The following is a 25,547-nucleotide window of genomic DNA, read 5'->3' on the forward strand; positions in this document are numbered from 1 at the left end:
GGTGCCCCTTAGTCCCGCTGAATTCATGGCCATCGGGTCGTGAGCGGGGCTGTTTTTCGATCACAATCAAAGCCCTTGTCCATTCGGGCGCGTTTTGTGCTTACAACAAATGCGGGTTTGGCGAATGCATCATGATGGTGCGGCCCATAGGGCTTTGGGGTGCAGGGTGCCACCTAGGGAAGCTCCTAGTCGGTTCCACCTCAAATTTGGCATTTAATCAACGAGTGGCGTTTTGCCGCTCAAAATTGAAAAGAGGATACAGACGATGAAAAAACATGCACATACCGTGATCACTGCCGTTTTGGCCACAGCAGGCTTGATGGCTGGCACGTCGGCCATGGCTGGCAAAACTTTGGACCAGATCAAGCAGCGCGGACAAATCGTGTGCGGCGTCAACACCGGTCTGGCGGGTTTTTCAGCCGCCGACTCCAGTGGCAACTGGTCTGGTTTGGATGTGGACCACTGCCGTGCCTTGGCTGCGGCTGTGCTCAGCGACGCGACCAAAGTCAAGTATGTGCCTCTGACAGCGCAACAGCGTTTCACCGCTCTGCAATCGGGTGAAGTGGACGTGTTGGCTCGCAACACCACCAACACCTTGAACCGCGATGGTTCTTTGGGCCTGCACTTCATTGGCGCCAATTACTATGACGGCCAAGGCTTCATGGTCCCCAAAGGCAAAATCACCAGCGCCAAGCAACTCAAGGGTGCAACGGTCTGCGTGCAATCGGGCACCACCACCGAGAAAAACCTGACCGATTTTTCCCGTGCCAACAAACTGAACCTCAAGCCCGTGGTGTTTGAGAAAGTGGAAGCCGCCACGGGCGCTTACTTCTCTGGCCGTTGCCAAGCCTACACCACCGACGCATCGGGTCTCGCTTCGGTGCGCGCCAAAGAAGCCAAAGATCCAGCAGCCCACGTGGTGTTGCCCGACCTGATCTCCAAAGAGCCTCTGGGCCCCATGGTTCGCCGTGGTGACGACGAGTGGTTCGCCATCAACAAATGGGTGTTGGCTGGTTTGGTGGAAGCCGAAGAGTACGGCATCACCCAAGCCAACGTGGACCAGATGAAAACCAGCGACAACCCACAAGTGGGCCGTTTGTTGGGTGCCACTGAAGACTTGGGCAAGCACCTGGGTCTGGACAAAGAGTGGTTGGCCCGCGCCATCAAGACCACCGGTAACTACGGTGAAATGTTCGAGCGCAACGTCGGACCCAAGACGGCCATCAATTTGCCACGCGGTTTGAACAACCAGTGGAGCAAGGGCGGCTTGATGTACGCAGCGCCCCTGCGTTGATTTTCAGTCTCTCTTAAAGACTCTGGATACGCCCCTTCTTGGGGCGTATCTTTTGTAACCGTGGTTTTCTGCAGGCCGTTGACATGTCCCATTTTTCTATGATCGAGGCCAGGCCTTTGCCTGGCAAGAAAAGCCGATCCATTTCGTGGCGAAGTCGTGAAGGGCGATCGGTCATCTACCAGATCGTCGCGATTCTCTCAGCCCTGGCCTTGGTGGGTTTGCTGGTGCGCAACACGCTCACCAACATGCGTTTGCGTGGCATCCAAAGCGGCTACGACTTTTTGCTGCAGCCGTTTGGTTTTGACATCAGTGAAACGATGATCGCGTACGCGTCAAACAGCACGTACCTGGTGGCCTTTTTCATCGGCATGCTCAACACACTCAAAGTGGCTGTGATTGGCATTGTGCTGGCCACCTTGCTGGGCGTGCTGGTGGGGGTGGGGCGTTTTTCGACCAACTTTCTGGTGCGCAAGGTCTGCTACGCCTATGTGGAATTTTTTCGCAACGTGCCGGTTTACCTGCAATTGCTGATTTGGTATTTGGTCTTCACCGAAGCCTTGCCCGATTTCGACAAAGCCTGGAAGTTGGGGCATTTCTATTTGAGCAAAAACGGCGTTTCTTTCCCTTGGCCTGTCTGGGAGTTGGGGCAAACACTGGCCCTCATCGGGCTGGCCATGGGCTGCGCATTTGCGATTTTTTATCGCCGTCGGGCCAAGGCGCATTTTGACCAAACAGGCCATACCCGCCCGGTGTGGGCGTTGTCGTTGGCGGTCACCTTCGCGTTGATGCTCTTGGGCTGGTTGGCGGGAGGAGCCCCTGCCGAGTGGAATGTTCCCAAAATTGGCGATTTTCAGATCGAAGACGGCGGTGTGTTCAGCCCCGAGTTCATGGCGCTGCTGTGCGGTCTGGTGTTTTACACCGCCTCTTTCATTGCCGAAGTGGTTCGCTCGGGTATTGCTTCGGTGTCCTTGGGGCAGCACGAAGCTTCTGCTTCTTTGGGATTGAGCAAAAGCCAGTCCATGCGTTTGGTGGTGTTGCCTCAAGCCCTGCGGGTGATCATTCCCCCCTTGACCAGCCAGTACCTGAACCTGACGAAAAACTCTTCCTTGGCGGTGGCCATCGGCTACCCCGAATTGGTGTCGATCGCCAACACCACATTGAACCAAACAGGTCGCGCCATCGAGGCCTTGTCCATTGTGATGTTGGTGTACTTGACACTGTCCCTCATCACCTCGGCTCTCATGAACTGGTTCAACGCCAGTGCCGCCATTCAGGAGCGCTGACATGAGCATTGTTTTCAAATCGATAGAAGCCCGGCCAATGCCTGGCCGCACTTCAGGCCCTCTGGCTTGGTTGCGCACCAACCTGTTCTCCAGTGTGGGCAACACCATCTTGTCGCTGGTGTTGTTGACCCTCGGCGTGGTGGCGTTGGTGTCTTCGCTGGACTGGGCCGTGTTGCAGGCGGTCTTTGGCAATCAGTTGCAAGCTTGCAATGACATGCGCGGCGTCGGTGCTTGCTGGGGCGTGATCTCTGAAAAAGGCCGATTGATCGTGATGGGGCGTTACCCCGAAACCGAGCACTGGCGGCCGGTGATCGCCACAGCCCTGATGTTGGGCGTGGTGGTCCTCAGTTGCATGCCGCGGTTTTGGAACAAGGCCTTGCCGCTGGTTTGGCTGGTCATGCTCGCCGTGTATTTCGTGCTGATGAAAGGTGGATTGGGGGGGCTGACCCCTGTGGACACCGACCAGTGGGGCGGCTTGCCACTGACCGTCATGCTCACCGTGATCTCGATGACCTTGGCTTTCCCGTTGGCCATCTTTGTGGCGCTGGGCCGACGCTCCAACATGCCGGCCATCAAGACCTTGTGCACCTTGTATGTGGAGTTGGTGCGCGGTGTGCCGCTGATCACCGTCTTGTTCATGGCCTCGTTCATGCTGCCACTGTTCATGCCCGAGGGTGTGAAGATCGATGTGCTGGTGCGTGTGGTGGTGGGCATCACGCTGTTCTCAGGCGCGTACATGGCCGAAGTCATCCGTGGCGGCCTGCAAGCTTTGCCCAAAGGGCAGACCGAGGCGGCGGCCACCTTGGGCCTGAGCTACTGGCAGACCCAGCGCATGATTGTGTTGCCGCAGGCGTTGGCCACCGTGGTGCCGTCCATCATGAACACCTTCATCGGGCTGTTCAAAGACACCTCTTTGGTGACCATCGTTTCTTTGTATGAGCTGACCGGTGCCTTGGGTCTGGCGCTCAACTCGGATGCCGATTGGCGTCCATTCAAGATCGAAGCCTACCTCTTCATCACCTTCATTTATTTCGCGTTCTGCTTTGCCATGTCGCGCTACAGCCTGTGGATTGAAGAGCGCACGGCCGTGAGCAAAGTCCGTTGAACGAAAGACCCCTATGACCTCCAACGCTACCCCCCTGATCGAATTCAAAGGCGTGAACAAGTGGTATGCCAGCAATGGCTACCATGTGCTGCGCGATGTGAACCTGCAATTTGCCAAAGGCGAAAAAGTGGTCATCTGCGGCCCCTCAGGCTCGGGCAAATCCACCTTGATCCGCTGCATCAACGCCTTGGAGGAATACCAAGAAGGCACCCTGACCGTGGACGGCACGGTGTTGGGCGATGACCTCAAGGGCATTGACAAAGTGCGCCGTGAAGTCGGCATGGTGTTCCAGCAGTTCAACCTGTTCCCGCACCTGACCGTGTTGGAAAACCTGATTTTGTCGCCCACTTGGGTGGCCAAGATGCCCCGCAAAGAAGCGGTGGACAAAGCCATGGTGCAGCTCGAGCGCGTGCGCATTTCAGAGCACGCGCACAAGTACCCCTTGCAGTTGTCCGGCGGTCAGCAGCAGCGCGTGGCCATTGCCCGTGCGCTGTGCTTGACCCCCAAAATCATGCTTTTTGATGAGCCCACATCGGCGCTCGACCCCGAGATGATCAAGGAAGTGCTGGACGTGATGATCGAGTTGACCAGCCAGGGCATGACCATGCTGTGCGTGACGCATGAAATGGGCTTTGCCAAGGCCGTGGCTGACCGTGTGATCTTCATGGACCAAGGCCAGGTGGTCGAACAAGCGCCTCCGCAGCAGTTCTTTGACGCACCTCAGACCGACCGGGCACAAGACTTTTTGTCCAAGATCTTGGGGCACTTAGACAGTCCATTCAAACCTTCGCACAAGAGGCGGGGCAGAGGGTTGGGGCGACTTGGCGAGCCAAGCGAGTAGGAGCCCCGGCCCTCTGCCCCGCCTCTTGTTCCATGAGTTGCCTACCCACCTTGCCCATGACGCAGGTTTGAGACAATACGCCCCATGACCCAAGAACTCACCCTGACCCGCCCTGACGACTGGCATTTGCATGTGCGCGATGGCGCCGCCCTGAACGTGGTGGTGCCGCACACCGCCGCCCAATTTGGCCGCGCCATCATCATGCCCAACCTCAAGCCGCCGGTGACCACCGCCGAGCAGGCGCTGGCCTACAAGCAGCGCATTTTGTCCGCAGTGCCTGCGGACATGGCCTTTGAGCCGCTCATGACCCTGTACCTGACGGACAACCTGGCGCCGTCCGAAATTGCCCGTGCCAAGGCGGCGGGCGTGGTCGCCTGCAAGTTGTACCCGGCAGGGGCCACCACCAACAGCGATGCAGGGGTGACCGATCTGCGCAAGATCTACCCCGTGCTGGAAGCCATGCAGCGTGAAGGCGTGTTGCTCTTGGTTCACGGCGAAGTCACTTCATCGGACATCGACCTGTTTGACCGCGAGGCCGTGTTCATTGAGCAGCAACTCATCCCCCTGCGCCGCGATTTTCCGGGCCTGAAAATTGTGATGGAGCACATCACCACGAAAGAGGCTGCGCAATACGTGGCCAGTGGCGATGCGAATTTGGGCGCCACCATCACCGCACACCACCTGCTTTACAACCGCAACGCGCTGTTTTTGGGAGGCATGCGCCCGCATTACTACTGCTTGCCGGTGCTCAAGCGCGAGACGCACCGCTTGGCGCTGGTGCAAGCGGCCACCAGCGGTAACGCCCGTTTCTTTTTGGGCACCGACAGTGCGCCGCACCCCGCCCACCTCAAGGAGCACGCCAGTGGCTGCGCGGGTTGCTACACCGCGCACGCGGCCATCGAGATGTATGCCGAGGCCTTTGACCAAGCCGGTGCATTGGGCCGACTCGAAGCCTTCGCCAGTTTCAACGGCGCCGACTTTTACGGTCTGCCGCGCAACACCGGCACCATCACCTTGCGCCGGGAAAGCTGGACACCGCCAGAGAGCTTTGCGTTTGGCGAGGCCCAGCTCAAACCGCTGCGTTCTGGCGAAAGTCTGCCCTGGCAGATGGTGAGCCTCTGAGCCTGAGCGCGAACCTGAATGGGGCCGGGCGCAGCGGTGTCCCGGCATCTGCCCTGAGCGTGCCCGACATCGATTGGCAGGCCCCTTGGTTGGCCGACTGGCGCGCTGTGGGCGAACCCATCGCCCAGCAGGTGGCGGCGGGTTGTCCTCAGCCTCAAGCCCTCAACCAAACGCCGGCACCGGTGCCTGTGCGCTTTGTGCCGCAAGCCCACTTGCCCGAAGGCCAAGCCTACGAAGACTTCATTTTTTCCACCGGCCAGGTGCCCACGCGCGAGGGCTTGCATGATTTCTTCAACGCCCTGTGCTGGATGCACTTTCCGCGGGCCAAGAAACGTTTGAACCAATTGCAAGCGAGTGAGATCGCCCGTGCGGGCGTGGGCCAAGTGCGCGGCCCAGTGCGCGATGCCGCCACGGTGTTCGACGAAAACGCTTGGCTCATCCAGCCATCCGACGCGCTTTGGTCCGCGTTGACCGAGCACCGCTGGTCGCAGGCTTTGGTCGACCTGCGGGCCGAATGGGCGCACACCCGCTTGTGGGCCTTTGGCCATGCTGCGCTGGAAAAAGCCGTTCAGCCCTACAAATCGATCACCGTTCACCTGTGGCGGGTGCCGCAAGATGTGGCTGAGGCTGACCTGGACGCCTGGTTGGCGCAAGACCTGACGCCTGAAAAGCTGGCCGCTAAACCCTTCAGCCCCTTGCCGCTTTTGGGTGTGCCGGGCTGGTGGCCCGACAACGAAGACCCCGGGTTTTATGCCGATGCCAGCGTGTTTCGCCCGCGTCGCCGGCCGGCTAGCGCTGAAAAACCGTACGCCAATTCGGAAATCAGGCCACCGGCTTGATTTTGGACTCCGACACCCTAATATCCACCCCAACGTGCCCGCGTCTTTCGGGTGAAAGTGAAATTGAACATGAAACGCATTTTTCTTTTCGTCGTGACCAACCTGGCTGTGGTGCTGGTCTTGGGCGTCGTCGCCAACTTGCTGGGGGTCAATCGATTTCTGACATCCAATGGCTTGAACCTGGGCGCTTTGCTGGGTTTTGCGCTGATCATGGGCTTTGGCGGTGCCATCATTTCTTTGCTCATGAGCAAATGGATCGCCAAAATGTCTTCGGGCGTGAAAGTCATTGACCAGCCGGCCAATGCCGACGAGGCCTGGATCGTGAACACGGTGCGCAAATTGGCCGACCAAGCGGGCATAGGCATGCCCGAAGTCGGTATTTTTGAAGGCGACCCGAACGCATTTGCCACCGGCGCTTTCCGTGACTCAGCCTTGGTGGCCGTCTCCACAGGCTTGTTGCAAAACATGACCCATGAGGAAATCGAGGCCGTGCTCGCGCACGAAGTGGCACACATTGCCAACGGTGACATGGTCACCATGACCCTGATTCAGGGCGTGATGAACACCTTTGTGGTCTTCATCTCGCGCGTGGTGGGCTATGCCGTCGACAGTTTCCTGCGTAAAAACGACGAAGAAAACACCGGCCCCGGCATGGGTTACTACATCACGACCATCGTGATGGATATTCTGCTGGGCTTTGTCGCGGCGATCATCGTGGCCTGGTTCAGCCGTCAGCGCGAGTTCCGCGCCGATGCGAGTGCAGCCCAGTTGATGGGCCGCAAACAGCCCATGATCAACGCCTTGGCCCGTTTGGGTGGTGTGCACACCGCCGAGCTGCCCAAAAGCATGGCGGCCATGGGCATTGCCGGTGGCATTGGCCAGCTGTTCAGCACACACCCGCCGATTGAAGAGCGCATTGCAGCCCTGCAAAACAGCGCCCCATGATCTGGGCGTAACCCAAGCGACCTGATCAAGCGCTGACCCGGCCTAAGATGGCCGGGTGACTCACCTTCTTCGCCGTGGCTGCGCATGAAACCGCGCCAAGCCTTTTTCTCTCTTCCACGCTCTTGGCGGCTGGCGCAGCAGCGCAGCCGCCGAGTTTTTTCGTCCTGGCCCCTGGCCGTGCAAGGCATGGTCTGGATGGTGTTGGGCGGTTTTTTGTTTTCCCTGCTCAACACCATTGCGCGTGAACTGACGTTGCAGTTGGACGTTTACCAGTCGCAGTTCTTGCGCTATGTGTTTGGCCTGTTGGTGATCTTGCCTTGGGTTTGGCGTGATGGCTGGCGTGCCTACAGGCCTGTGAACAGGGTGGGGCAGTTCTGGCGCGGAGGGGTGCACACCCTGGGCTTGATCTTGTGGTTCACCGCTTTGCCCAAAATCCCCTTGGCCGACATGACCGCCATTGGCTTTACCGGGCCGATCTTCATCATGCTTGGCGCGGCCTGGTTCCTGGGCGAGCCGATGCGCAAAGACCGCTGGATCGCCGCCATCGTTGGTTTTGCTGGGGTGTTGGTGGTGGTTTTGCCGAAGATGTCTGGAGAGGGCGGTTGGTTCAACCTCGTCATGCTGGCCTCTGCCCCGGTGTTTGCGGCTTCTTTTCTCATCACCAAAGCCCTGACCCGGTATGAAAAACCGGGTGTCATCGTGCTGTGGCAAGCGCTGACGGTGTCTGTGCTGAGCCTGCCCATGGCCTTGCCCCATTGGCAAATGCCCACGCTCATGCAGTGGCTGGGTTTTGCCGCGACGGGAGTATTGGGCACGCTGGCCCATTACTGCCTCACGCGGGCTTTTGCTTTGTCCGACATTTCGGCCACCCAATCGCTGCGCTTTCTGGACCTGGTCTGGGCTTCGGTCTTGGGTTGGCTGGTGTTTGGCGATGTGCCCAGCCAATGGACGTGGGCGGGGGCCTTGGTCATTTTGGGCTCGACCGTTTGGATTGCCCGCAGGGAAAGCCGGAGAAAGGCTGTTGTGCCCGAGTGACGGGGTATATTGCTTCGCTCAACCGGGAGAACTGTGTGATCGACATTGAGCCATTGCGCTTTGCCTGGACCCGTGGCGGGCCTGACACCTTGGTGCTGGGCCGCTTGCATGTGGAGCGCGGCCAGACCGTGTTTTTGCACGGACCCAGTGGTTGCGGCAAAAGCACTTTGCTGGGCTTGTTGGCGGGGGTTTTGTTGCCCAGCCAAGGCCGAGTGGCTTTGCTGGGGCAGGATTGGGCGACTTTGAAGACGGGCCGGCGCGACGCTTTTCGGGCTGACCATGTGGGGGTGGTGTTTCAGCAGTTCAATGTGTTGCCCTATCTGAGCGTTTTGGACAATGTGACCTTGCCTTGCCGCTTTTCCAAGTTGCGCCGTGAGCGCTGCCAGCCCGCTGGGGGGCCCGAGTCTCAGGCCCAAAGGTGGTTGCAGCGCATGGCCTTGCCGGAGGTCCTGTGGCGCCGTCGCGCCGACACCTTGTCGGTGGGTCAGCAGCAGCGGGTGGCCGCCGCCCGCGCCTTGATGGGCCAGCCCGAGTTGATTTTGGCCGACGAGCCGACTTCGGCGCTGGATGCGCCCTTGCGCCAGGACTTCATGGACCTGCTGTTACAGGCCGCGCGCGACACGGGCAGCACTTTGGTGTGTGTGAGCCACGATCAACAGCAGGCCGCGCGCTTTGACGTGCAGTGGTCTTTGCCGGCCTTGATGCGGTCAGGGGCAGGTGCATGAACAGCTTGCTCCACATCGCCCGACAAAGCGCTTGGAACCGCCGCAGCACTTTGGTGTGGGTCGTGGTGTCGCTGGCGCTGGCCACCGCCTTGCTGTGGACGCTGGAGCGTTTGCGCCACGACATCCGAAGCAGTTTTGCACATTCGGTCAGTGGCGTTGACCTGATTGTGGGGGCCCGCAGCAGCCCGGTGCAGCTGATGCTGTTTTCGGTGTTCCACATCGGCAGCGTGCCGCAAAGCATGTCCATGGACAGCGTCCACCAACTGGCCCAGCACCGCTCGGTGTCCTGGGTGGTGCCGCTGAGTTTGGGGGATTCGCACCGGGGCTTCCCGGTGCTGGGCACCACGCCCGCGTTTTTTCAGCACTTTGCCTATGGCGACAAACAGCCGCTGGTCTTGCAGCATGGCACGGCGTTTGCGGACACGCTCGACGGCTTGTACGAGGCCGTGATCGGGGCCGAAGTGGCGCGCCAAATGGGTTATGACCTGGGCCAAAGCATCACTTTGGGTCACGGGCTGCATGACCATGACCACGAAGGCGAGGCCGCGGATGCGCATGCCGACAAGCCCTTCAAGGTGGTTGGCATTTTGGCCCCTACAGGCACGCCGATAGACCGCACGGTGCATGTGAGCCTGCAAGCGCTGGAGGCTTTGCACTTGGGCTGGGTGGGGGGCGCCAGCCTGCCGGGCGGTCAAATCCCGGCCGATCAGGCGCGCAAATTCAACCTGCAGCCCGAAGAAGTCACGGCCGCCCTGGTCGGCCTGAAAAGCCGGGCGGCGGCGTTCAATGTGCAGCGCTTTGTGAATTTGTACGAAGCCGAAGCGCTGATGGGCGTGATGCCCGGCGTGGCACTGGATGAGCTGTGGTCGGTATTGGGGGTGGGTGAAAACGCCTTGCTCGCGGTCTCGGCCCTGGTGGCCTTGGTGAGCGTGGTCTCGCTCATGGCGGTGGTGCTGGCGGGCCTGAATGAGCGCCGCCGCGAACTGGCTGTGCTGCGCGCCGTGGGGGCAGCGCCGCGCCATGTGCTGGGTCTGCTCACCCTCGAAGGGGTGTGGGTCACGGGTGCAGGGGTCTTGATGGGTGTGCTGTTGGCCCACGCCGGCATGGCCTTGGCCACACCCTGGCTGCAGCAGTCGCTGGGCATTGGCTTGCAACTGGCCTCGCCTTTGCCCACGCAATGGGCTTTGGCTTGCACGGTATGGTTGGCCGGTTTGTTGGCCAGTTTGGGGCCAGCTTGGCGGGCTTATCGTTTGTCTTTGGCCGATGGCTTGTCGCCACGGGTATGAACCAAAAGGATCCGGGATGAAGCGGCGCAACGTGGTGAAGTGGGGGTTGTGTGCTGGGGGCCTTGGGCTCATGGGCCAGGCTGTGGCTCAAAGTGTGCGTGACACGGTGCGCGACACCGTGCCACAGGTCCAGCCCGCTTTGTCGGGCGAAGGCCCGCCGCCTGGTGCGAGCCTGCCTGGTCAGACGCGCACCATCGGTTGGGAACAGTTGATTCCCCCTGGCTGGGACCCTTACAAAGACCTCAAAGCACTCAACCTGGACAAGCTCAAGGACAACGACCCCAGGGCCGAGGAGGCCCTGAAAAAAATGCGCAAGATGTGGGACAACGCGCCCATCAACCCGCTGATCTTGGGGCAAAGCGTGCGCTTGCCTGGTTTCATGGTGCCGCTGGAGGACCTGCCCGAAGGCAGCAAGGAGTTTTTGCTCGTGCCCTACTTTGGCGCTTGCGTGCATTCGCCGCCGCCGCCTGCCAACCAGATCGTGCATGTGGTGCTCAACAAACCCACCAAGCGCTTTCGTCTGATGGACACCTTGTGGGTCTCTGGCCCTTTGAGCGCCACCCCAACCGACTCGCACATGGGGGTGTCTGGTTACAGGATTGAGGCCAAGTCGGTGACGCCCTTTGTCGATAAAAAGTGAGGGCTCAGTCCGGGTTGGAAACGCCAGACACCACATGCCCGGATGGCACATGCCGCGCAGCCGATTCAATGTGACCGGTTTGGTCGTCAAAGAAAAAGTCTGGCTCGAACTCGCGCAAAAATTCGCCCTTGGGCAAGCCACCCAAGAACATGGCTTCGTCCACCTCGATGTTCCAGTCCATGAGCGTGCGGATGGCGCGCTCATGGGCCGGGGCGCTGCGGGCGGTCACCAGTGCGGTGCGAATCCGCATGGCGGGTGTGCCTTCTTGCTGCAAGCGGTGCAAGGCCGCCAGCAAGGGTTTGAATGGACCCGCCAACAAAGGTTGCCCGGCCTTGTCGCGCTCATGGGCTTGAAACGCTGACAGCCCCTCGGCCTGAAACACACGCTCTGCCTCGTCAGAAAACAGCACCGCGTCGCCGTCGAAAGCAATGCGCACCTCGTGGGGGTGTGCCGCTGAAGCCAGTGCGGAATGCGGGTACACCTGCGCGGCGGGCACACCCGCACCCAATGCGGCACGCACGTCCGACAAGTGGGTGGATAAAAACAAGTTGGCGTTCAGCGGTTTCAGGTATCGCCAAGGGGGTTGTCCGCGTGTGAAACTGCCGCGCTGGATGGGCAGCTCGTAATGCTGCGCCGAGCGAAACACGCGCATGCCCGAGACCGGGTCATTGCGCGAGAGGATGACCACTTCGACCCGTTGCGCATCGGCATCGTTGAAAGCGAGCAGCTTGCGCACCAGCGAAAAAGCCACGCCGGGCTTGGCGGGCGCTTCGAGCCGTTCGAGCTGCAACTTCATATAAGCCCGGTCGTCGCCTTGCTCAAAGAGGCGGTTCTCTTCTTCAAAGTCGAACAGGGCGCGAGAAGATATCGCGACGACGAGTTGGCCTTCAAGGGATGCGGGCATGCTTGCTCCTGAGGCCTATTTGACCCATTGGTTCAGTTCCATGATGGGCATCAGCACGGCCAGCACGATCAACATGACCAGACCGCCCATGCCCACGATCAACAAGGGCTCGAGCACCGTGGCCAGGGCCATGGCGCGGCGTTGTACCTCTGAAGACAGCTGGGCTGCTGCCCGTTGCAACATCACGGGTAACTGGCCGGTTTGTTCGCCGAGCCGGGCAAACATGGACAGCAAACTCGGAAAGCGGGCATGTTGTGCGAGCGCCGTACCCAGCGGTGCGCCTTCGCGCACACGCACCAAGGCTTCCAGCGCATCGGCCCGCAAGGCTTGGTTGGACAGCGTATCGGCTGCGGCCTGCAATGCTTTGAGGATGGGTACACCAGCGGCGGTGAGCATGGCCAAGGTGGAGGCAAAACGGGCACTGTTGTAGCCACGGGCCAGACGACCCACCAGCGGCATGCGTAACCAAGCAGCGTCCCATTTCAAACGCAAGGCGGGTTGCTTCAAGGCCAAGCGCAAACTGAACGTGCCACCGACAACGCCCAACAGGACCAACCAGCCCCAATTGCGCACAAAGTCACTGAGGGCCAGCATGGCCACCGTGAGCATTGGCAAGGGCCGCTTGGTGCCCGCAAACACGCCGGCCACCTGCGGCACCACCGAGGTGACCAGAAAAATCACAATCGCCAGGGCCACCAAACTCACGATGGCCGGATACAAGGAGGCCGACAACAGTTTGGAGCGCAACACTTGCTGGTCTTCCAGGTCATTGGCCAGTTGGTTCAGCACATCGCCCAAATGGCCGCTTTCTTCGCCTGCGGCGATCACGGCGCGGTCAATCGCTGGAAACTCACCGGGGTGCAGCGCCAAGGCGCGGCCCAAGCTGCTGCCCGCGTTGACTTCGGCGCGGATGGCCGCCATGAGCTGGCGTTGCGACTCGTGCTCAGACTCTTCGGCCAAGGCCGAGAGGGCGCGTTCAATGGGCAAGCCGCTGCTGACCAAGCCGGCCAATTGGCGTGTCCAAATGCTGCGCTGGCTGGCATTGAATGCGCGTTGGGGGCTGAGCGGGCGTTGCCACCAAGGCCGACTGGCATCGGGCTGGGCCGCGCCGGCAGCGATGGCTTGCACCACCAAAGGGACCAAGGACTGTGCGCGCAGCTGCGTGCGTGCCGACTTCAGGCTGTCGGCCTCCACGATGCCTTTGCGCGTGGCGCCGTCGGCTTGCAGGGCTTCAAAGCGGTAGGCTGGCATGGGGGTCAGTCGCGCGTGACGCGCAGCAGTTCTTCGGCGCTGGTGAGGCCTGAGTCCACCAAACGTTGCCCGTCGTCACGCATCAGCACCATGCCTTGCTGCAAAGCGGTGGTGCGCAGTTCTGACTCGGCGGCGCGGTTGTGGATCTGGGCACGGATGTCGTCGCTGGCCACCAGCAATTCAAAAATACCGGTGCGCCCGGCGTAGCCGGTGTGGCCGCAGACTTCGCAACCAGCACCATGGCAGGCCTTGCAACGCTTGCGCACCAGCCTTTGGGCCAGCACGCCCAATAGCGAGGAGCTCAGCAAGAACGGCTCGACACCCATGTCGGTCAAGCGCGTCACGGCGCTGGCCGCATCGTTGGTGTGCAGCGTGGCCAGGACCAAGTGGCCGGTGAGGGACGCTTGGATGGCAATCTGTGCGGTTTCAAAATCACGGATTTCGCCGATCATGATCACGTCCGGGTCTTGCCTCAGGATGGCGCGCAAGGCCTTGGCAAAGCTCAGATCGATTTTGGCGTTGACTTGTGTTTGGCCAACGCCAGGCAACTCGTATTCGATCGGGTCTTCCACCGTCATGATGTTGTAGCGTGTGGCGTCCAGACGTTGCAGCGCCGCATACAGGCTGGTGGTTTTGCCGGAACCTGTGGGGCCCGTCACCAGCAAAATGCCGTGCGGCTGGGCGATCAGTTGGTCCACCTGCTGCAACACCCGCCCTTGCATGCCCACGGCTTCCAGGGTCAAACGCGCTTCACTTTTGTCCAAGAGCCGCAGCACAGCGCGTTCGCCGTGGGCACTGGGCAGGGTGGAGACACGCACATCCACCGCCCGGGTACCCAGGCGCAAGCTGATGCGTCCGTCTTGCGGCAGTCGTTTTTCGGCAATGTCCAGCTCGGCCATGATTTTCAGGCGCGAAATCAGCGCGGCGTGCAGGGCGCGGTTGGGTTGCACCACCTCGCGCAGCGTGCCATCGACCCGAAAGCGCACGCTGCTGTGGCGTTCATAGGGCTCGATGTGGATGTCGCTGGCGCCGTCGCGCGCCGCTTGCGTCAGCAAAGCGTTGAGCATGCGGATGATGGGCGCGTCGTCGCTGGCTTCCAGCAAGTCTTCCACCGCAGGCAGCTCTTGCATCATGCGCGACAAATCCGCGTCAGACTCGACCTCGCTGACCACGGCGGCAGCGGTGGACGAACTGTTGGCTTGTCCACCGGAATACGCTTGGTTGATGCGTTGCGCCATCTCACCCGATGCGATGGGCTGCATCGCAAGTCCTTGAGCGACAAACTTGCGCGTGACTTCGGACAGGGCCGAGCGGTCGCTGTCCTCGCTCCAGCACAGGGTCAGACGCTCTCCATCTTCCTCCAGCAGCAAGCGGCTGGCGCGGGCAAAAGCGTAGGGCAGGGGGTAGCGCATGGTCAGGATCAGGGTTGGCGGGGGGCGGGTGCAGCCATAGGCGGCATGACCGCTGAGCCTGGCAAAGGTAAGACTTCAGTGGCTGTGGGTTGGAAGCCTTGCTGGTTCTGGCGCATTTGCTCATACCGACCCATGGACAAAGCCTCGGTGGCCGCGCCATCGCGCACCACCACAGGCCGCAGAAACACCATGAGGTTGGTTTTTTTGCGGCTGCGCGCCTCTGACTTGAACAGGTTGCCAAACAGGGGCAGGTCGCCCAAGCCCGGCACTTTTTCTTGGCTGGTGCTGGTGTCGTCTTGCAGCAAGCCACCCAGAACAATGATGGATCCGTCATCCACCAACACATTGGTTTCAATGGAACGTTTGTTCGTGATCAGACCGTCTTTCGAGCCGACGGATTTGGCGTCGACGTTGCTCACTTCCTGGTAGACCTGCATTTTGATGGTGCCGCTTTCACTGATTTGAGGCTTCACGCGCAGTGTCAAGCCCACATCCTTGCGTTCGATGGTGGTGAATGGGTTGGTGGTTCCGGCAGCGGCAGCAGCGTAGGAGCCGGTCACGAAGGGCACGTTCTGGCCAATCACGATCTTGGCTTCCTCATTGTCCAGGGTCAGCAAGTTGGGGGTGGACAACACGTTGGCATCGCCGTTGGACTGTAAAAACCGGGCCAGGGCCCCCAAGGCCAAAGCGCCGTTGCGTTTGCCGCCCAGAGCGACATTCAGACCTGATGGCGCGGTAAAAGTGCCAGCCGCCGCACTGGCACCCAGTGCCAACAAATTGCTGGTATCACCCGTTTTGCTGCCAAAGTTGGTGCCCAGCAAGCCCACCAGGTTGCCACCCGTGCCCGTACCACTCATCCACTGCACACCAAATTCAGCCGCTTTGTCGGCGCTGACTTCGGCGATCAGGCTTTCCACAAACACCTGCGCACGGCGTTGGTCGAGCATGTCAATGACTGAGCGCAGTTGGCGGTATTGGGGCTCAGGCGCGGTGATGATCAAAGCATTGGTGGCCGGGTCGGCCTGAATCTGTCCGCCTGTCGAGGGTTGTGCGCTGGCGCTGGCGCTGGCGGCTCCGGGGGCGTTGGGCGTTGGGTTGGGGGTCTGACCCGGTGTGCTCGCCGTGGCGTTATGGCCTTGGGCGGTCAATGCTGCACGCAAGGTCACGGCCAATTTGGTGGCATCGGCGTTTTTCAAATACACCACATGGATGTTGCCACTGGCCGCGCCTGCGCCCGTGGCGTTGGGTTGGTCCAATTGATCAGCCAGGGCGCGTGTGAGGGCCAAACGCGCTGGGTTGGCCGCCCGCACGATCAAGGAGTTGGTGCGGGTTTCTGCCAGCACCGTGGTTTTGAAGCCGTTGTCGGTTTGACCTGTCGCAGCGGGTGCACCGGCAGCAGCACCCGAATCGATCAGGCGTTGCAGCATGGGTGCCAAATCCACCGCGATGCCGTGTTTCAGGCGAATGATTTCCACACCCGTGGCGTTGGCCATGTCCAGGGCCGCGATGATGCGGGCCAAGCGTTGCAAGTTGTCGCTGTAGTCGGTGATGACCAGGGCATTCGTGCCGGGGTTCACGTTGATGGTGTTGTTCGGGCTGATGAGCGGTCGCAGCACCGGCACCAGGTTGTTGGCGTTTTCGTGGTTGAGCTTGAAAATCTGCGTCACGATTTGGCCACTGCTGGCCGGCACGGCACCTGCCGAAACGGCGCTGCTTTGGAGTTTGGCTTCGGCCTCTGGCACAACGGTGTAGAGGCCAGCCGACTCGACCAGTGCAAAGCCTTGGGTTCTGAGTTGGGCGGCAAACAACCGCAGCGCTTGTGCGGGTGGTACGGCCACAGTGCTGGACAAGGTCATGCTGCCTTTGACTCGGGGGTCGACCACCACATTGTGTCCCGACAGGGTGGCCACAGTGCGTGCCACGGCTTCAATTTCGGCATTGACAAAATTCAGCGTCACGGGCTCTTTGGCCTTGCTGGATTTGGTGCTGCCGGTTTGGGCCATGGCCATGGGGACGCAGCAAGCCAGGGCCATGGCCACGGCTGAAAGGCGTGAGGCGGTCAAAAAGTGAGGCGTTTGCATGGCTTATCCCAAAGAAAGCAGGCTTTTGCCGCCTTGGCGGCGGCCGATGATGTTGAGTAAATTGTTCAAGGGGCTTTCGCTGCCTTCTTCGGCGCTGGCTTCGCCGGTAAATCGCCATCGGGCCCCTACCCATTGTCCTTGACCGGTCAATAACAAGGGCCCTTTTTCTGAGCTCAGTTGCAGGCTCGGGGTGGGGGTGCCTTCTGGGGTGCCACGCACGTGCAGCAGATAGGTGCCGATGGGTTGGAGGGTGCTCAGGCGAGACGATAAATTTTGCAATCGCAACTCGGCTTGGCCTTGCATCTGGATGCGGCCTTGTGCCCAGTGCAGTTGCAAGGCCTGGGTGCGCAGCTGCAGTTGGCCTTCGGGTTGCAAGGTGTTCCAAGGCGCGCCCAGGCCGCTGAGCAGCGCTGCCGGCCAGATGGCGGTGTGGTCACTCAGTTGGGCATGCCATCTGGCCCAGCCGGCTTGAATTTGCAAAGAGGCCGCCTCGGTCATGCAACAGTTGGCTTGCCACGCGATGTGCAGGCCATCCCAGCGCGGTGTGATCTGCCACTGCAAACGGCCGGGCAAGGCCTGAGCGTCGCGGCTTTGAGCGCCACCCGTCAACACCACGCGTGCCGAGCCCGACCACAACGTACCACGGGCATCGTGCCACTGCACTTGGCCCTGGCTGGCTTGCGCAAGACCCCAGGCCAACCAACGCGCAGGGGCCCAGATCCCCCAAGCCAAGACCAAGCCGAGCAAGGCCCCACACCAAGCTGCGGCCCAGGTCGCACGTGCAACGCGGTTGCTCATGGCAGTCGCAACAGCATGGTGCCGCGCAACACAGGGCTGGATTTGGCGGCGTTGTCGACAGCACCGGCCGCAACACTGGGCTGCAGTTGGGCTTGGATGGGCATGGCCAGGGCGCGTTCGCGCGCCAGGCCGAGCCAACGGGCCAAGGCTTCAGGCGGTGCAGCGCTCAGGTTCAAGGTGGCGCGTTCGCCTTGCATGATGATCTGGGCACCCGGCCCCAGATCGCTCAGGTTGTTCTCCAGCCATTGGATCGACTCGTTGCGGCTGATCGGGTTGGGCTTTTGCAGGCTTTGGGCTTGGGCTTGCAACTCCAGCATGGTCTGACTTTGCGCGTCCAGCATCGCTTGCCGTGCAGGGGCTTGCTGCCAAGTGCGCCAAGCCGGCTCCATGGCCAGAGACCACAAGGCGCCCAACACCAACAGGCCAGCGGCCCAGCGCAAGAGCCGCTGCTCCCGTGGTGGGCGTTGTGCCCAAGCATGTTGTAAAGCAGCCCGCAAGGGCTTGTGGGACCTGTTGGCTTTCATGGTTTGGCCTGCCCAGTGGAGGCGACGGTCATGACCCAGGCATCGCCTTCGGCTTGCCATCGGTAGCCGCGTTTTTGCAGGGCCTGTTGCAGGGTCTGTTGTTCAACAGGGCTGATTTTGAAGTTTTGCAGTCGCAACTGACCAGGCTGGTAAATCCATTGACCTGCAGACGCAAGGCCTGAAGGCATGGCTTGGCCGAGGTGGCCCAGCATGGATTCCAGGTCGCTTGCACTGAGTTGACCCGAGGACTGGCGCAGCCGCTCGACTTCTCTGGCCATTTGCACGGGGGCATCGACCACCACCTGAGTTTTCGGAAACGTATCGCGCAGGATTTGGCCCCAACGCTGTTGTTGGTTTTGCCAATCGGAGCGGGTTTTCCAGGCCCAGGCGTTGAGCCCCAAGAGTTGCCCTGCCAACAAGGCCCACACCCCCCAACGCACGGGACGCCATGCAGGACTGTGCCAAAACGTGCTGGCGGTACGTTGCCAGATTTTCATTTGGCGCGATCGGGCATTGACCTTGAAGTCAAACTGCGCCAGGTCCCAGTCGGCCCCCGCAGCGGCCAACCAGTGTTGGCCCGAGGGGATCAAGCGCGCCGGTGTGTCCAACAACGCACTGGCCCAGGCCACGGCGGCAGGCTCGGCTTGCAGCTGAAGGCTTTGTCGGTCAGCTTCAGAAAGCGCCAGATTTTGGCCTTGTGAGATCAGGCCCTGTGTCGGATGCCCCCAAACGCCACGTTCGGGGTGGGTCATCCACAACCATCCCGATTCGGCTTCGCCCAAAGCGGTCATCTGCACCGTTGGAGCTGAGGCTTGGTCTGAACCCGGATGGAACTCAGGCACGATGCGGTTGACTTGGAGACCGGCTTGCTCCAGCGCCTGAAGGTGGTTGCTGAGCCATTCACGCGCGCACACCACCACCCAAGGCCGTCCCGTGTCTTTCCAGCCCGGTTGTAAAGCCATGTGCAATTGGGCAGGCTCGTCGAGCAGGCGATCTTCCAACAGGCCTTGTAAGGCGCTTTGCAGTCGGGCCATTTGTTTGTGGAGTCCTGGCGGCATGTCAACCCGGTGCCAAGACAGCGCCGATGCGGGCAGCAGCACCACCACCTCAGTTTGCCGATCTGCGGCGGGCAAGAGCTTGGCTGCAGCCCACTTCAGGGGCATGGGTTTCGCATCCGCGCTGGCCTGGACCACCACGTGCGGATAAGTCAGGCTGGGGCCAGCATGGCCAAGCGGCAATTGAATGATCAGGGTGCGCATGTTCAGATCATTGTAGAGGGGTGCTGTGGCGTTGTTGGGGGTTCTGGACGCGCCACACCATGCTCACTTGGGTGCCTTGCCGCCGAACCAATGTGCGCTCTTCTTGCACCACGTTGTCAATGCGCATGCGGCCAGTGATTTCGAAGTAATGGCTCTGAATGCTGTGTTGCTTGTCGTCCAACTGGCGTCCCGCAGCGCCCAGCGCTTGTCGTGCGGCATCCAGGCTGACCCAGTGCCCGCGTTGACGCAGGTTCACCGCTTGCCGCGCAGAGGCCAAGTCCAAGCCCGGTAGGCTGGCCGACAACACCTCGGCCGAGGCGGTGTTCAGGTTCACAGGCGTGGCTTCGGGCAAGCAGGTGATGTGGGCTGACAAGGCGAGCAAGCTGCGGGGACTCAGGCCCAGCCAGACCAGTTGTGCGCTGTACTGCGGCAACAAAGGGGCGTTGGCTGCAGCACTTTGGGGCTTGGTTTTCCCCTCTGTGTTGGCTTGCCAGGCGGCTTGCAATTGTTCCGCCATGGCTTGCAGCTCGCTCTTGGGCAGGTTCAGCCGATCAAACAATGCCCCAAAACGGGCCAGCATTTTGGGGGAGACTTTGCCGTCTTCAATCAGGTTCATCACGTTCATGCGCGATTGCGCATCCGTGATCTGACCCGATAAAAAAACTTCCGCATCGCCTTCGCGCCATTGCTGGTCTTGCGACAAAAAGGTCGACAACTTGGACTCTTGCACAGGCAAGGCCCAAGGTTCACCCCAATGGTCAACGCCTGCCCCCTGCGCTGAAGCTGCATCCTCGCGCAAAATCAAGCGGGCCCAATCCAGCGCACCGGTCATCATCCAGTTGGTTTGGCTGCGGCCGCGTTCTGCGATTTCAATTTCGACTTGCCGCCACTGTTGCCACAAGGCTGCACTGGCCAAGGTGGCCACCAGCGCCACGGTGAGCATGGCCAAGAGCAAGGCCGCGCCGCGCTGGTGTTGGGCAGGGGCGCGGTCAAAACTGGGCTTCATGACGGTGCCCCCGTCAAAGTGGGGCGCACCCAATCCATGCTGAGCACCCCTGCGCCTGCGGGGCCAGGGGGCAAAGTCAACACCAAGCGCACGCCATCAGGGGGCGTGCCTGGGCTGGCGGGGTTGTTGCCCGCCGTCACGGCATCGCTGGACAAGGGATTGGTCCAGCTGCCGCCGCGGTGCACAAACAATTGCCAGCCTGCCAAGGGGTGAATATGCACCTGTCCTTGGCGTGTGGCGTCGCTGGGGGTCTGGCCCCACTGTTGTGACAACACCCAAGCGTTTTGCCAGTCTCGTTTTTGCGTCAGCGGTGGCGATTGCCAGCGTTGCCAATCGCCACCGCCGGGCCGACCAGGGTCGCGACGCCAAGTCCACGCCACCACCTGCACGCTGGCTTTTGCACCAGTGCTGGAGGGCGGCTCTTGTGCCGTTCGGCGCGTCAAGCGCAGCACTTGGCCGTCCCAGTCCCAGCTGGGGGTGCCGGGCAATTGGGCCAGTTGGTCAAGGTCTGTTTGCCACTGGGCCAAACCTGCTTGCAATGTCCGGATTTCGTCTGCGCGCGACTGCAGACCGCTTTGGGTGCGCAGCATACCGTCCAGGCCACGCCAAGCCATCAACGCCATCAAGGCCATCACGCTGATGGCCACCAGCACCTCGATGAGTGTGAAGCCGCGAGGCCCGTGTTGAGGGTCGGCCATCAGTTGCGCCCCATCACGGTCGAGACTTGCAGCACAGGCGCACCTTGGTCAAGCACGCGCGCATCGACCCGTCGGAAGTTGGGGTTGGGCGTGGGGCGCACCGACACATCGACCTGAAGGCTGCGCCCGGCTTGCTGGCACTCGACGCTGCGGTTGCCTGTATCGGGCAATTGCCTGCGCAGCCGCAAGGCAATGAGTTCGTTGTCTGCGCAGATTTGCCCCAGCATGCTCAAGGTCTGCCGATCGGCATTGCGACTGAGTGAGCCCGTAGCCTTTAGTCCTGCCATCAAGGCCACAGCCGTGATGCTGAGCGCCACCAACACCTCGATGAGTGTGAAGCCGCGTTGCTTCATGGCCGTGTCACCTCGGGCGAGTTTTGCACCTTGAAAGGGCGCAAGCCGTCGGTGACCACCCACACTTGACGCTCGGGACGGGTGGCGCTGGACAAGGCGATCGCCTGAGGTGCGATCAAGGGCTCAGGTCCCAAGGTCACGCTCACTTGGGACGCCACCCGCGTGCTGTCGACCAGCCAGTGGCTGGGCAAACCAGGAGGGGGTAAGCCTTCAAACACAAAAGCTTGAGCCGCCCCTCTGGGCATGGACCGCCAAACCACGGGGGTGCCATTGGCGCGGGATTGCGCACGGCCGGTTTCCAACAACGTGGCCAGGCGTTCAGCGTCCCTTTCCAGGGCACTTTCAGCGCTGCCCTGCAGCGAAAAACTCACGCCCGCCGAGGCCACCGCGATCAAGGCCACCACCATCAGCAACTCCAGCAGCGTGAAGCCGCTGACCTGAGCTCGCGGGCTTTTATTGCCAGCTGCCAACGTCCGCATTGTTGCCCTCACCCCCGGCTTGCCCGTCAGCGCCGAAGGACAAGACATCCACCTCACCTTTGATGCCCGGGTTCATGTATTGGTAGGGACGGCCCCAAGGGTCATTGGGCAATTTGTCGAGGTAAGGCTTCCAGTTGCCCGGCACAGGCTCTGCGGTGGGTTTGAGCGTGAGGGCGTTCAGGCCCTGCTCAGCGGTGGGAAAGCGCTGGTTGTCGAGTTTGTAGAGCTTGAGTGCCTGCATCAGGTTGCCGACATCGGTGCGGGCAGCGGTGATGCGGGCATCGTCTGCCCGGCCCAACACATTGGGCACGATCAGAGCGGCCAGCACACCAATGATGGCCAACACCACCATCAGCTCAATCAGGGTAAAACCTTTTTGGCGACGAGATTTGCTTATCGATTTTGTGGTCATGCTGTCCATCATAATCGCCAGATGTTGGAAATTTCATGGCAGCGCCCTTCCGTCAAGACCGTTTTGCCGCTGGCCACAGCAGCAGTGTGGGCGCTGGCTGCTGCAGGCATCGCGTTTTGGGTGTTGCACATGCCCAACTCGGATGTCGCCAGCCGGGGGGTGCCCCCTGTCGCAAACCCACAGCCCGCAGCCCCCTTAGACGCTGCCATGGCCAAAGCGCTCGGTCAGGTGTCTGTTGGGCCAAGCCCCGCACCGGTGGTGGCCAGCAGCGCCCTCAAGTTGCTCGGCGTCATGGCCAGCCCCTCCGGCCGCGGCAGTGCCTTGATCGCCGTCGATGGCCAGCCTGCCCAAGCGTATCGGGTCGGTCAAACTGTCCAAGAAGGCTGGACACTCGTGTCCTTGACCGCCCGCCAAGCCCACCTGAAGTCCGCAACTGCCGAGCTCTTGCTCGACCTGCCTGCTGAAAACAAGCCCTGATCGCAATTTTGGTACTTTTGTCGCCTAGGGTAAGTACGCCCATCAAATCTTTCTAGAAAATGATTTTATTGTTCATAATGAACTGAACAGTATTTTCTTTGCCTGAAGGGTTTTTATGTTGAAGCAAACGATGAGGTTGTTGTTGCTGCCTGCGGCTGCGGCAGTTTTGGTGGCTTGTGGTGGGGGAGGGGGAGGTGGTGTCAGTACTTTCTCTATCGGTGGAACTGCTGCGACTGGGGCTCCCATTGCAAATGCCAAGGTTTATATCGTTGACAGTGATGGCAGAGTTCCAACAGGACAGGATGAATCTGCAGGCATAGCACTCGTTACCACAGATGCCAATGGTCAATATGCATTGACAAGTACCATGTTGAATGGCCTGAGTGGGCCCTTCATGGTGCGTGTTGTGGGTCAGATGTTGACCGAATCGGGCGATATGGGCCCAGCAGTTTTTCACGCAGTCACGGCCGGCCCAGCCTCAGGTGCTGCAGCCACGGTTAACGTGACGCCATTGACGGAAGCGCACGCCGCCTTGACATTGGGTGCACAACCCTCCTTGGCGTATGGCAGCTCCTCAGCCATGCAGGCGGTAACAAGCACACGACTGGCTGAAGCCAACACAACGCTGGTGAGCGCGTTGTCAAGCGTGGCTGATTTCAGCGCCAACCCCAATTTTGTTTCAGACCCGTTGGATGCCACGCCAGGCGCTGCCAATACAGGTAACGCTCGCAAGCACGATGCCACTTTGGATCAGTTGTCTGTCTCTGTTTCCAACGGCAAAATCATTTTGGCTGACAGAAATCAAGATGAATCCAATTTCGGAAGCGGTCCCCGTGTTGAGATCTTGGCCAGCGCTCGCACAGTGGCGACACCAGCAGGAGCCATCTCTGCAAAAACAACCCCTTTGGATTTGGATCGTGTCAAGGCATTTGCACAGCGCTTCACCTCCCAATTGGCAATCCGCTGCGATGTAGAAGTTGAGCCCACAGTACCTACGGCGGGTGAGTGCGATGGCGTCACAAACGCCACGAACAACATCTTCCATGTCAACTTTAAAGACAAAGGCATGACGTCCTGGCGTTGGGTGCGTGGATGGTTGGCGGACGCTTTCGAAACAACAGATTTGACAGGCGTTTCTGTATCGGTGATTTCTTCGGCACTGGGTTCATTTTTGGCGGACGACAATCAACGCGTTTACCGAGTTTTGCTCAAGTTCTCAAAGGGTACAGATGTGGTGATGCGCCAAATTTTGGTGGCCGATGATGGCATCAACGTCAGGGCCTACGGCAACCAGAAAAACTTTTTCTTTTACATGGCGCCTCGTTTCAACTACAAGGCGGATGCCAGCGGGCAATACCCTTACTACCCCAAATACGAGCAAGGCGTTTCGATGATGCTCAAACCATGGTTTGGGGGGCAAAATGACGTGATTTTTGGGGCGCACGTCACGGGTGCAGGATTGCCATCTGTACGCCAAGCCAGTGGTACCACAGTCAATGGGTTGACGGGTGGAACAGACGTCAACCGAAATGGTTTGTCTGCAGGTGTCGAGGTATTTGACCGCCGCACATTTGGTTGCTCAGCTTACGCCATAGACCCATCGGTTTATGTTGAAAGAAACCAAGCGACATGGACTGGGACACCAGGCGCCAATGATGTCCATCGCTGGAGACCAGATTCAACCACATGCAATCCTTTGTTTGACTTCTTGCGCTACGACGTTCAACGAGACAATAGTTATGTGTTGCCCAGAAAAGGTGATGTGTACACAGTCACGTTGTATCTTGATGCCTCGAAGTTCAGTTCGGTACCACCCGGCGCAAGCTCAGCTGTGATTCGTAAAAACAGCGATGGTGTGACTAAATTGGTCTACCCTTTCACATTCAACTACACCTTGGCAGCCGATGCTTTTGCATTGCCTGATGGCAACTTCAACCCCAGCACCTTTGGCTTTCCGGGTGTGTCCAACGAAACCAGGGCTAATTTGGCCCAGTTGGAAGTGGGACAAGATTTGGCCATTTCATGGAGCCGTAACAAAACCACATTGGCTGATGGTGCTGTTTTTGGCAGCTTCTATGCGGGCCGATACATGAGCAGTTACGACCAGTGGGGAACTTATCAGAGGAAGGCTAACTTCACATACGATGACAATAGTTCAAGTAAAGATTACGATGTTTCCATCCCCGGTCAGTTCTCAGTACTTGAACCCAATGCGGGTAATTGTGGTTTGGTCAGCACTTCCAAATATCGCGGAGGCACTATTGTGACTTCAGCCTTCACTTCATCAAACCCCCCAGTAGCGACAACGTGTGGTGCGGGAAACGCTAGCCAGTATTTCAATCAGAGAGTTCGCAAGCAATATGTTTCTGATCGTGGTCGTCTGGTTGCAACCAGCGATAAATCACAAATATTGCGATTCAGCGACCTGATCAGTCGTGAAAAGGACGGTAATTTAAATTTCTGCTCTGCTTACAAGGGTTTCGTAAGGTCACGTCAGGCATATGTTCAGTTGAGTGATGTTAGTGGGCGACAGTTGATGGAGATGCGTGAAGTATGGTGGGATTACCCAAACAAAACCGTCTACCCTTATCCCGGCAATTCGGTGTCAGATCGACCTAATCAGGACACCGACCCGCTGTTCTTGGCCAATACTTCGGATGGCAAGTTGGGCTACACCGGAGAGCGGGGCTTTGTACACCCTGTGCAGGCCAAGCAGGGAACCCAGTGCGTTCCTAAGGTCTGGTAATTGGACAGATAACCACCACATTCCAACATGTG

Annotated in this window: 25 protein-coding genes; 13 read left to right on the forward strand and 12 right to left on the reverse strand. The window is 59.9% G+C overall.

Annotated elements, in window-relative coordinates:
- The first annotated feature begins 265 nt into the window (after positions 1 to 265).
- The 11 genes from ACHEXK_RS01310 to ACHEXK_RS01360 all read left to right on the forward strand — a co-directional run bounded on the left by ACHEXK_RS01310 (position 266) and on the right by ACHEXK_RS01360 (position 11,115).
- A complete protein-coding gene (locus ACHEXK_RS01310; RefSeq protein WP_416547454.1) occupies positions 266 to 1,294 on the forward strand; it encodes an amino acid ABC transporter substrate-binding protein in 1,029 nt (342 codons plus the stop codon).
- An 83-nt stretch (positions 1,295 to 1,377) separates the two neighbouring features.
- Positions 1,378 to 2,577 carry an amino acid ABC transporter permease gene (locus tag ACHEXK_RS01315; protein ID WP_416547455.1) on the forward strand — a complete coding sequence of 400 codons (1,200 nt, stop codon included), beginning with the start codon at positions 1,378 to 1,380 and terminating at the stop codon, positions 2,575 to 2,577.
- A 1-nt stretch (position 2,578) separates the two neighbouring features.
- On the forward strand, positions 2,579 to 3,682 hold the full coding sequence (locus ACHEXK_RS01320) for an amino acid ABC transporter permease (RefSeq protein ID WP_416547456.1): 1,104 nt from the start codon (positions 2,579 to 2,581) through the stop codon (positions 3,680 to 3,682).
- A gap of 13 nt (positions 3,683 to 3,695) precedes the next feature.
- Positions 3,696 to 4,523 carry an amino acid ABC transporter ATP-binding protein gene (locus tag ACHEXK_RS01325; protein ID WP_416547457.1) on the forward strand — a complete coding sequence of 276 codons (828 nt, stop codon included), beginning with the start codon at positions 3,696 to 3,698 and terminating at the stop codon, positions 4,521 to 4,523.
- Between the two features lie 84 nt (positions 4,524 to 4,607).
- Complete coding sequence (gene pyrC / locus ACHEXK_RS01330; protein WP_416547458.1) at positions 4,608 to 5,645, forward strand: dihydroorotase; 1,038 nt, start codon at positions 4,608 to 4,610, stop codon at positions 5,643 to 5,645.
- Between the two features lie 59 nt (positions 5,646 to 5,704).
- Complete coding sequence (locus ACHEXK_RS01335) at positions 5,705 to 6,484, forward strand: DUF3025 domain-containing protein (protein WP_416547459.1); 780 nt, start codon at positions 5,705 to 5,707, stop codon at positions 6,482 to 6,484.
- A 69-nt stretch (positions 6,485 to 6,553) separates the two neighbouring features.
- Complete coding sequence (gene htpX, locus ACHEXK_RS01340; RefSeq protein ID WP_416547460.1) at positions 6,554 to 7,429, forward strand: protease HtpX; 876 nt, start codon at positions 6,554 to 6,556, stop codon at positions 7,427 to 7,429.
- A gap of 84 nt (positions 7,430 to 7,513) precedes the next feature.
- Entirely contained in the window at positions 7,514 to 8,464 is a 951-nt protein-coding gene (locus ACHEXK_RS01345) for a DMT family transporter (RefSeq protein ID WP_416547461.1), read from the forward strand.
- Between the two features lie 35 nt (positions 8,465 to 8,499).
- A complete protein-coding gene (locus ACHEXK_RS01350) occupies positions 8,500 to 9,189 on the forward strand; it encodes an ATP-binding cassette domain-containing protein (RefSeq protein WP_416547462.1) in 690 nt (229 codons plus the stop codon).
- Positions 9,186 to 10,475, forward strand: a complete 1,290-nt coding sequence (locus ACHEXK_RS01355; RefSeq protein WP_416547463.1) for an ABC transporter permease — start codon at positions 9,186 to 9,188, stop codon at positions 10,473 to 10,475. The genes ACHEXK_RS01350 and ACHEXK_RS01355 overlap by 4 nt, the downstream gene beginning before the upstream one ends.
- A 16-nt stretch (positions 10,476 to 10,491) precedes the next feature.
- Positions 10,492 to 11,115 (forward strand): DUF3299 domain-containing protein, encoded by a 624-nt coding sequence (locus ACHEXK_RS01360; protein WP_416547464.1) that lies wholly within the window; start codon positions 10,492 to 10,494, stop codon positions 11,113 to 11,115.
- Positions 11,116 to 11,119: 4 nt separating this feature from the next.
- On the opposite strand, the gene ACHEXK_RS01365 is transcribed toward ACHEXK_RS01360, so the two are convergent.
- From ACHEXK_RS01365 to gspG, 12 genes are read right to left on the reverse strand one after another with little or no spacing between them, the layout of a single operon-like run.
- On the reverse strand, positions 11,120 to 12,019 hold the full coding sequence (locus ACHEXK_RS01365; RefSeq protein ID WP_416547465.1) for a 5'-nucleotidase: 900 nt from the start codon (positions 12,017 to 12,019) through the stop codon (positions 11,120 to 11,122).
- Between the two features lie 15 nt (positions 12,020 to 12,034).
- Entirely contained in the window at positions 12,035 to 13,270 is a 1,236-nt protein-coding gene (gene gspF, locus ACHEXK_RS01370) for a type II secretion system inner membrane protein GspF (RefSeq protein WP_416547466.1), read from the reverse strand.
- Positions 13,271 to 13,275: 5 nt separating this feature from the next.
- On the reverse strand, positions 13,276 to 14,682 hold the full coding sequence (locus ACHEXK_RS01375) for a GspE/PulE family protein (RefSeq protein ID WP_416547467.1): 1,407 nt from the start codon (positions 14,680 to 14,682) through the stop codon (positions 13,276 to 13,278).
- A gap of 8 nt (positions 14,683 to 14,690) precedes the next feature.
- Positions 14,691 to 16,763 (reverse strand): type II secretion system secretin GspD, encoded by a 2,073-nt coding sequence (gene gspD / locus ACHEXK_RS01380; RefSeq protein ID WP_416547468.1) that lies wholly within the window; start codon positions 16,761 to 16,763, stop codon positions 14,691 to 14,693.
- A 3-nt stretch (positions 16,764 to 16,766) separates the two neighbouring features.
- Positions 16,767 to 17,561, reverse strand: a complete 795-nt coding sequence (gene gspN / locus ACHEXK_RS01385; RefSeq protein ID WP_416547469.1) for a type II secretion system protein N — start codon at positions 17,559 to 17,561, stop codon at positions 16,767 to 16,769.
- Positions 17,558 to 18,085: a type II secretion system protein GspM gene (gspM, locus tag ACHEXK_RS01390; RefSeq protein WP_416547470.1), complete on the reverse strand. Its 528-nt coding sequence runs from the start codon at positions 18,083 to 18,085 to the stop codon at positions 17,558 to 17,560. The genes gspN and gspM overlap by 4 nt, the downstream gene beginning before the upstream one ends.
- On the reverse strand, positions 18,082 to 19,344 hold the full coding sequence (gene gspL, locus ACHEXK_RS01395; RefSeq protein ID WP_416547471.1) for a type II secretion system protein GspL: 1,263 nt from the start codon (positions 19,342 to 19,344) through the stop codon (positions 18,082 to 18,084). Before gspL ends, gspM begins: the two co-directional genes overlap by 4 nt.
- Positions 19,345 to 19,351: 7 nt before the next feature.
- Positions 19,352 to 20,350: a type II secretion system minor pseudopilin GspK gene (gspK, locus tag ACHEXK_RS01400; protein ID WP_416547472.1), complete on the reverse strand. Its 999-nt coding sequence runs from the start codon at positions 20,348 to 20,350 to the stop codon at positions 19,352 to 19,354.
- Positions 20,347 to 21,048: a PulJ/GspJ family protein gene (locus tag ACHEXK_RS01405; protein ID WP_416547473.1), complete on the reverse strand. Its 702-nt coding sequence runs from the start codon at positions 21,046 to 21,048 to the stop codon at positions 20,347 to 20,349. The genes gspK and ACHEXK_RS01405 overlap by 4 nt, the downstream gene beginning before the upstream one ends.
- Entirely contained in the window at positions 21,048 to 21,401 is a 354-nt protein-coding gene (gene gspI, locus ACHEXK_RS01410; protein WP_416547474.1) for a type II secretion system minor pseudopilin GspI, read from the reverse strand. Before gspI ends, ACHEXK_RS01405 begins: the two co-directional genes overlap by 1 nt.
- The gene (locus ACHEXK_RS01415; protein WP_416547475.1) at positions 21,398 to 21,880 is read right to left on the reverse strand and encodes a prepilin-type N-terminal cleavage/methylation domain-containing protein; all 483 of its coding nucleotides are present in this window, start codon (positions 21,878 to 21,880) and stop codon (positions 21,398 to 21,400) included. The genes gspI and ACHEXK_RS01415 overlap by 4 nt, the downstream gene beginning before the upstream one ends.
- Entirely contained in the window at positions 21,855 to 22,301 is a 447-nt protein-coding gene (gene gspG / locus ACHEXK_RS01420) for a type II secretion system major pseudopilin GspG (RefSeq protein ID WP_416548807.1), read from the reverse strand. The genes ACHEXK_RS01415 and gspG overlap by 26 nt, the downstream gene beginning before the upstream one ends.
- Positions 22,302 to 22,313: 12 nt before the next feature.
- Here gspG and ACHEXK_RS01425 point away from each other — a divergent pair, with 12 nt between their 5' ends.
- Positions 22,314 to 22,769 (forward strand): type II secretion system protein N, encoded by a 456-nt coding sequence (locus tag ACHEXK_RS01425; RefSeq protein ID WP_416547476.1) that lies wholly within the window; start codon positions 22,314 to 22,316, stop codon positions 22,767 to 22,769.
- Positions 22,770 to 22,884: 115 nt separating this feature from the next.
- Positions 22,885 to 25,515, forward strand: a complete 2,631-nt coding sequence (locus tag ACHEXK_RS01430; RefSeq protein WP_416547477.1) for a carboxypeptidase-like regulatory domain-containing protein — start codon at positions 22,885 to 22,887, stop codon at positions 25,513 to 25,515.
- Positions 25,516 to 25,547: the final 32 nt, after the last annotated feature.

It is taken from the genome of Limnohabitans sp. DCL3 (assembly GCF_048019295.1).
Lineage (GTDB): Bacteria > Pseudomonadota > Gammaproteobacteria > Burkholderiales > Burkholderiaceae_C > Limnohabitans_A.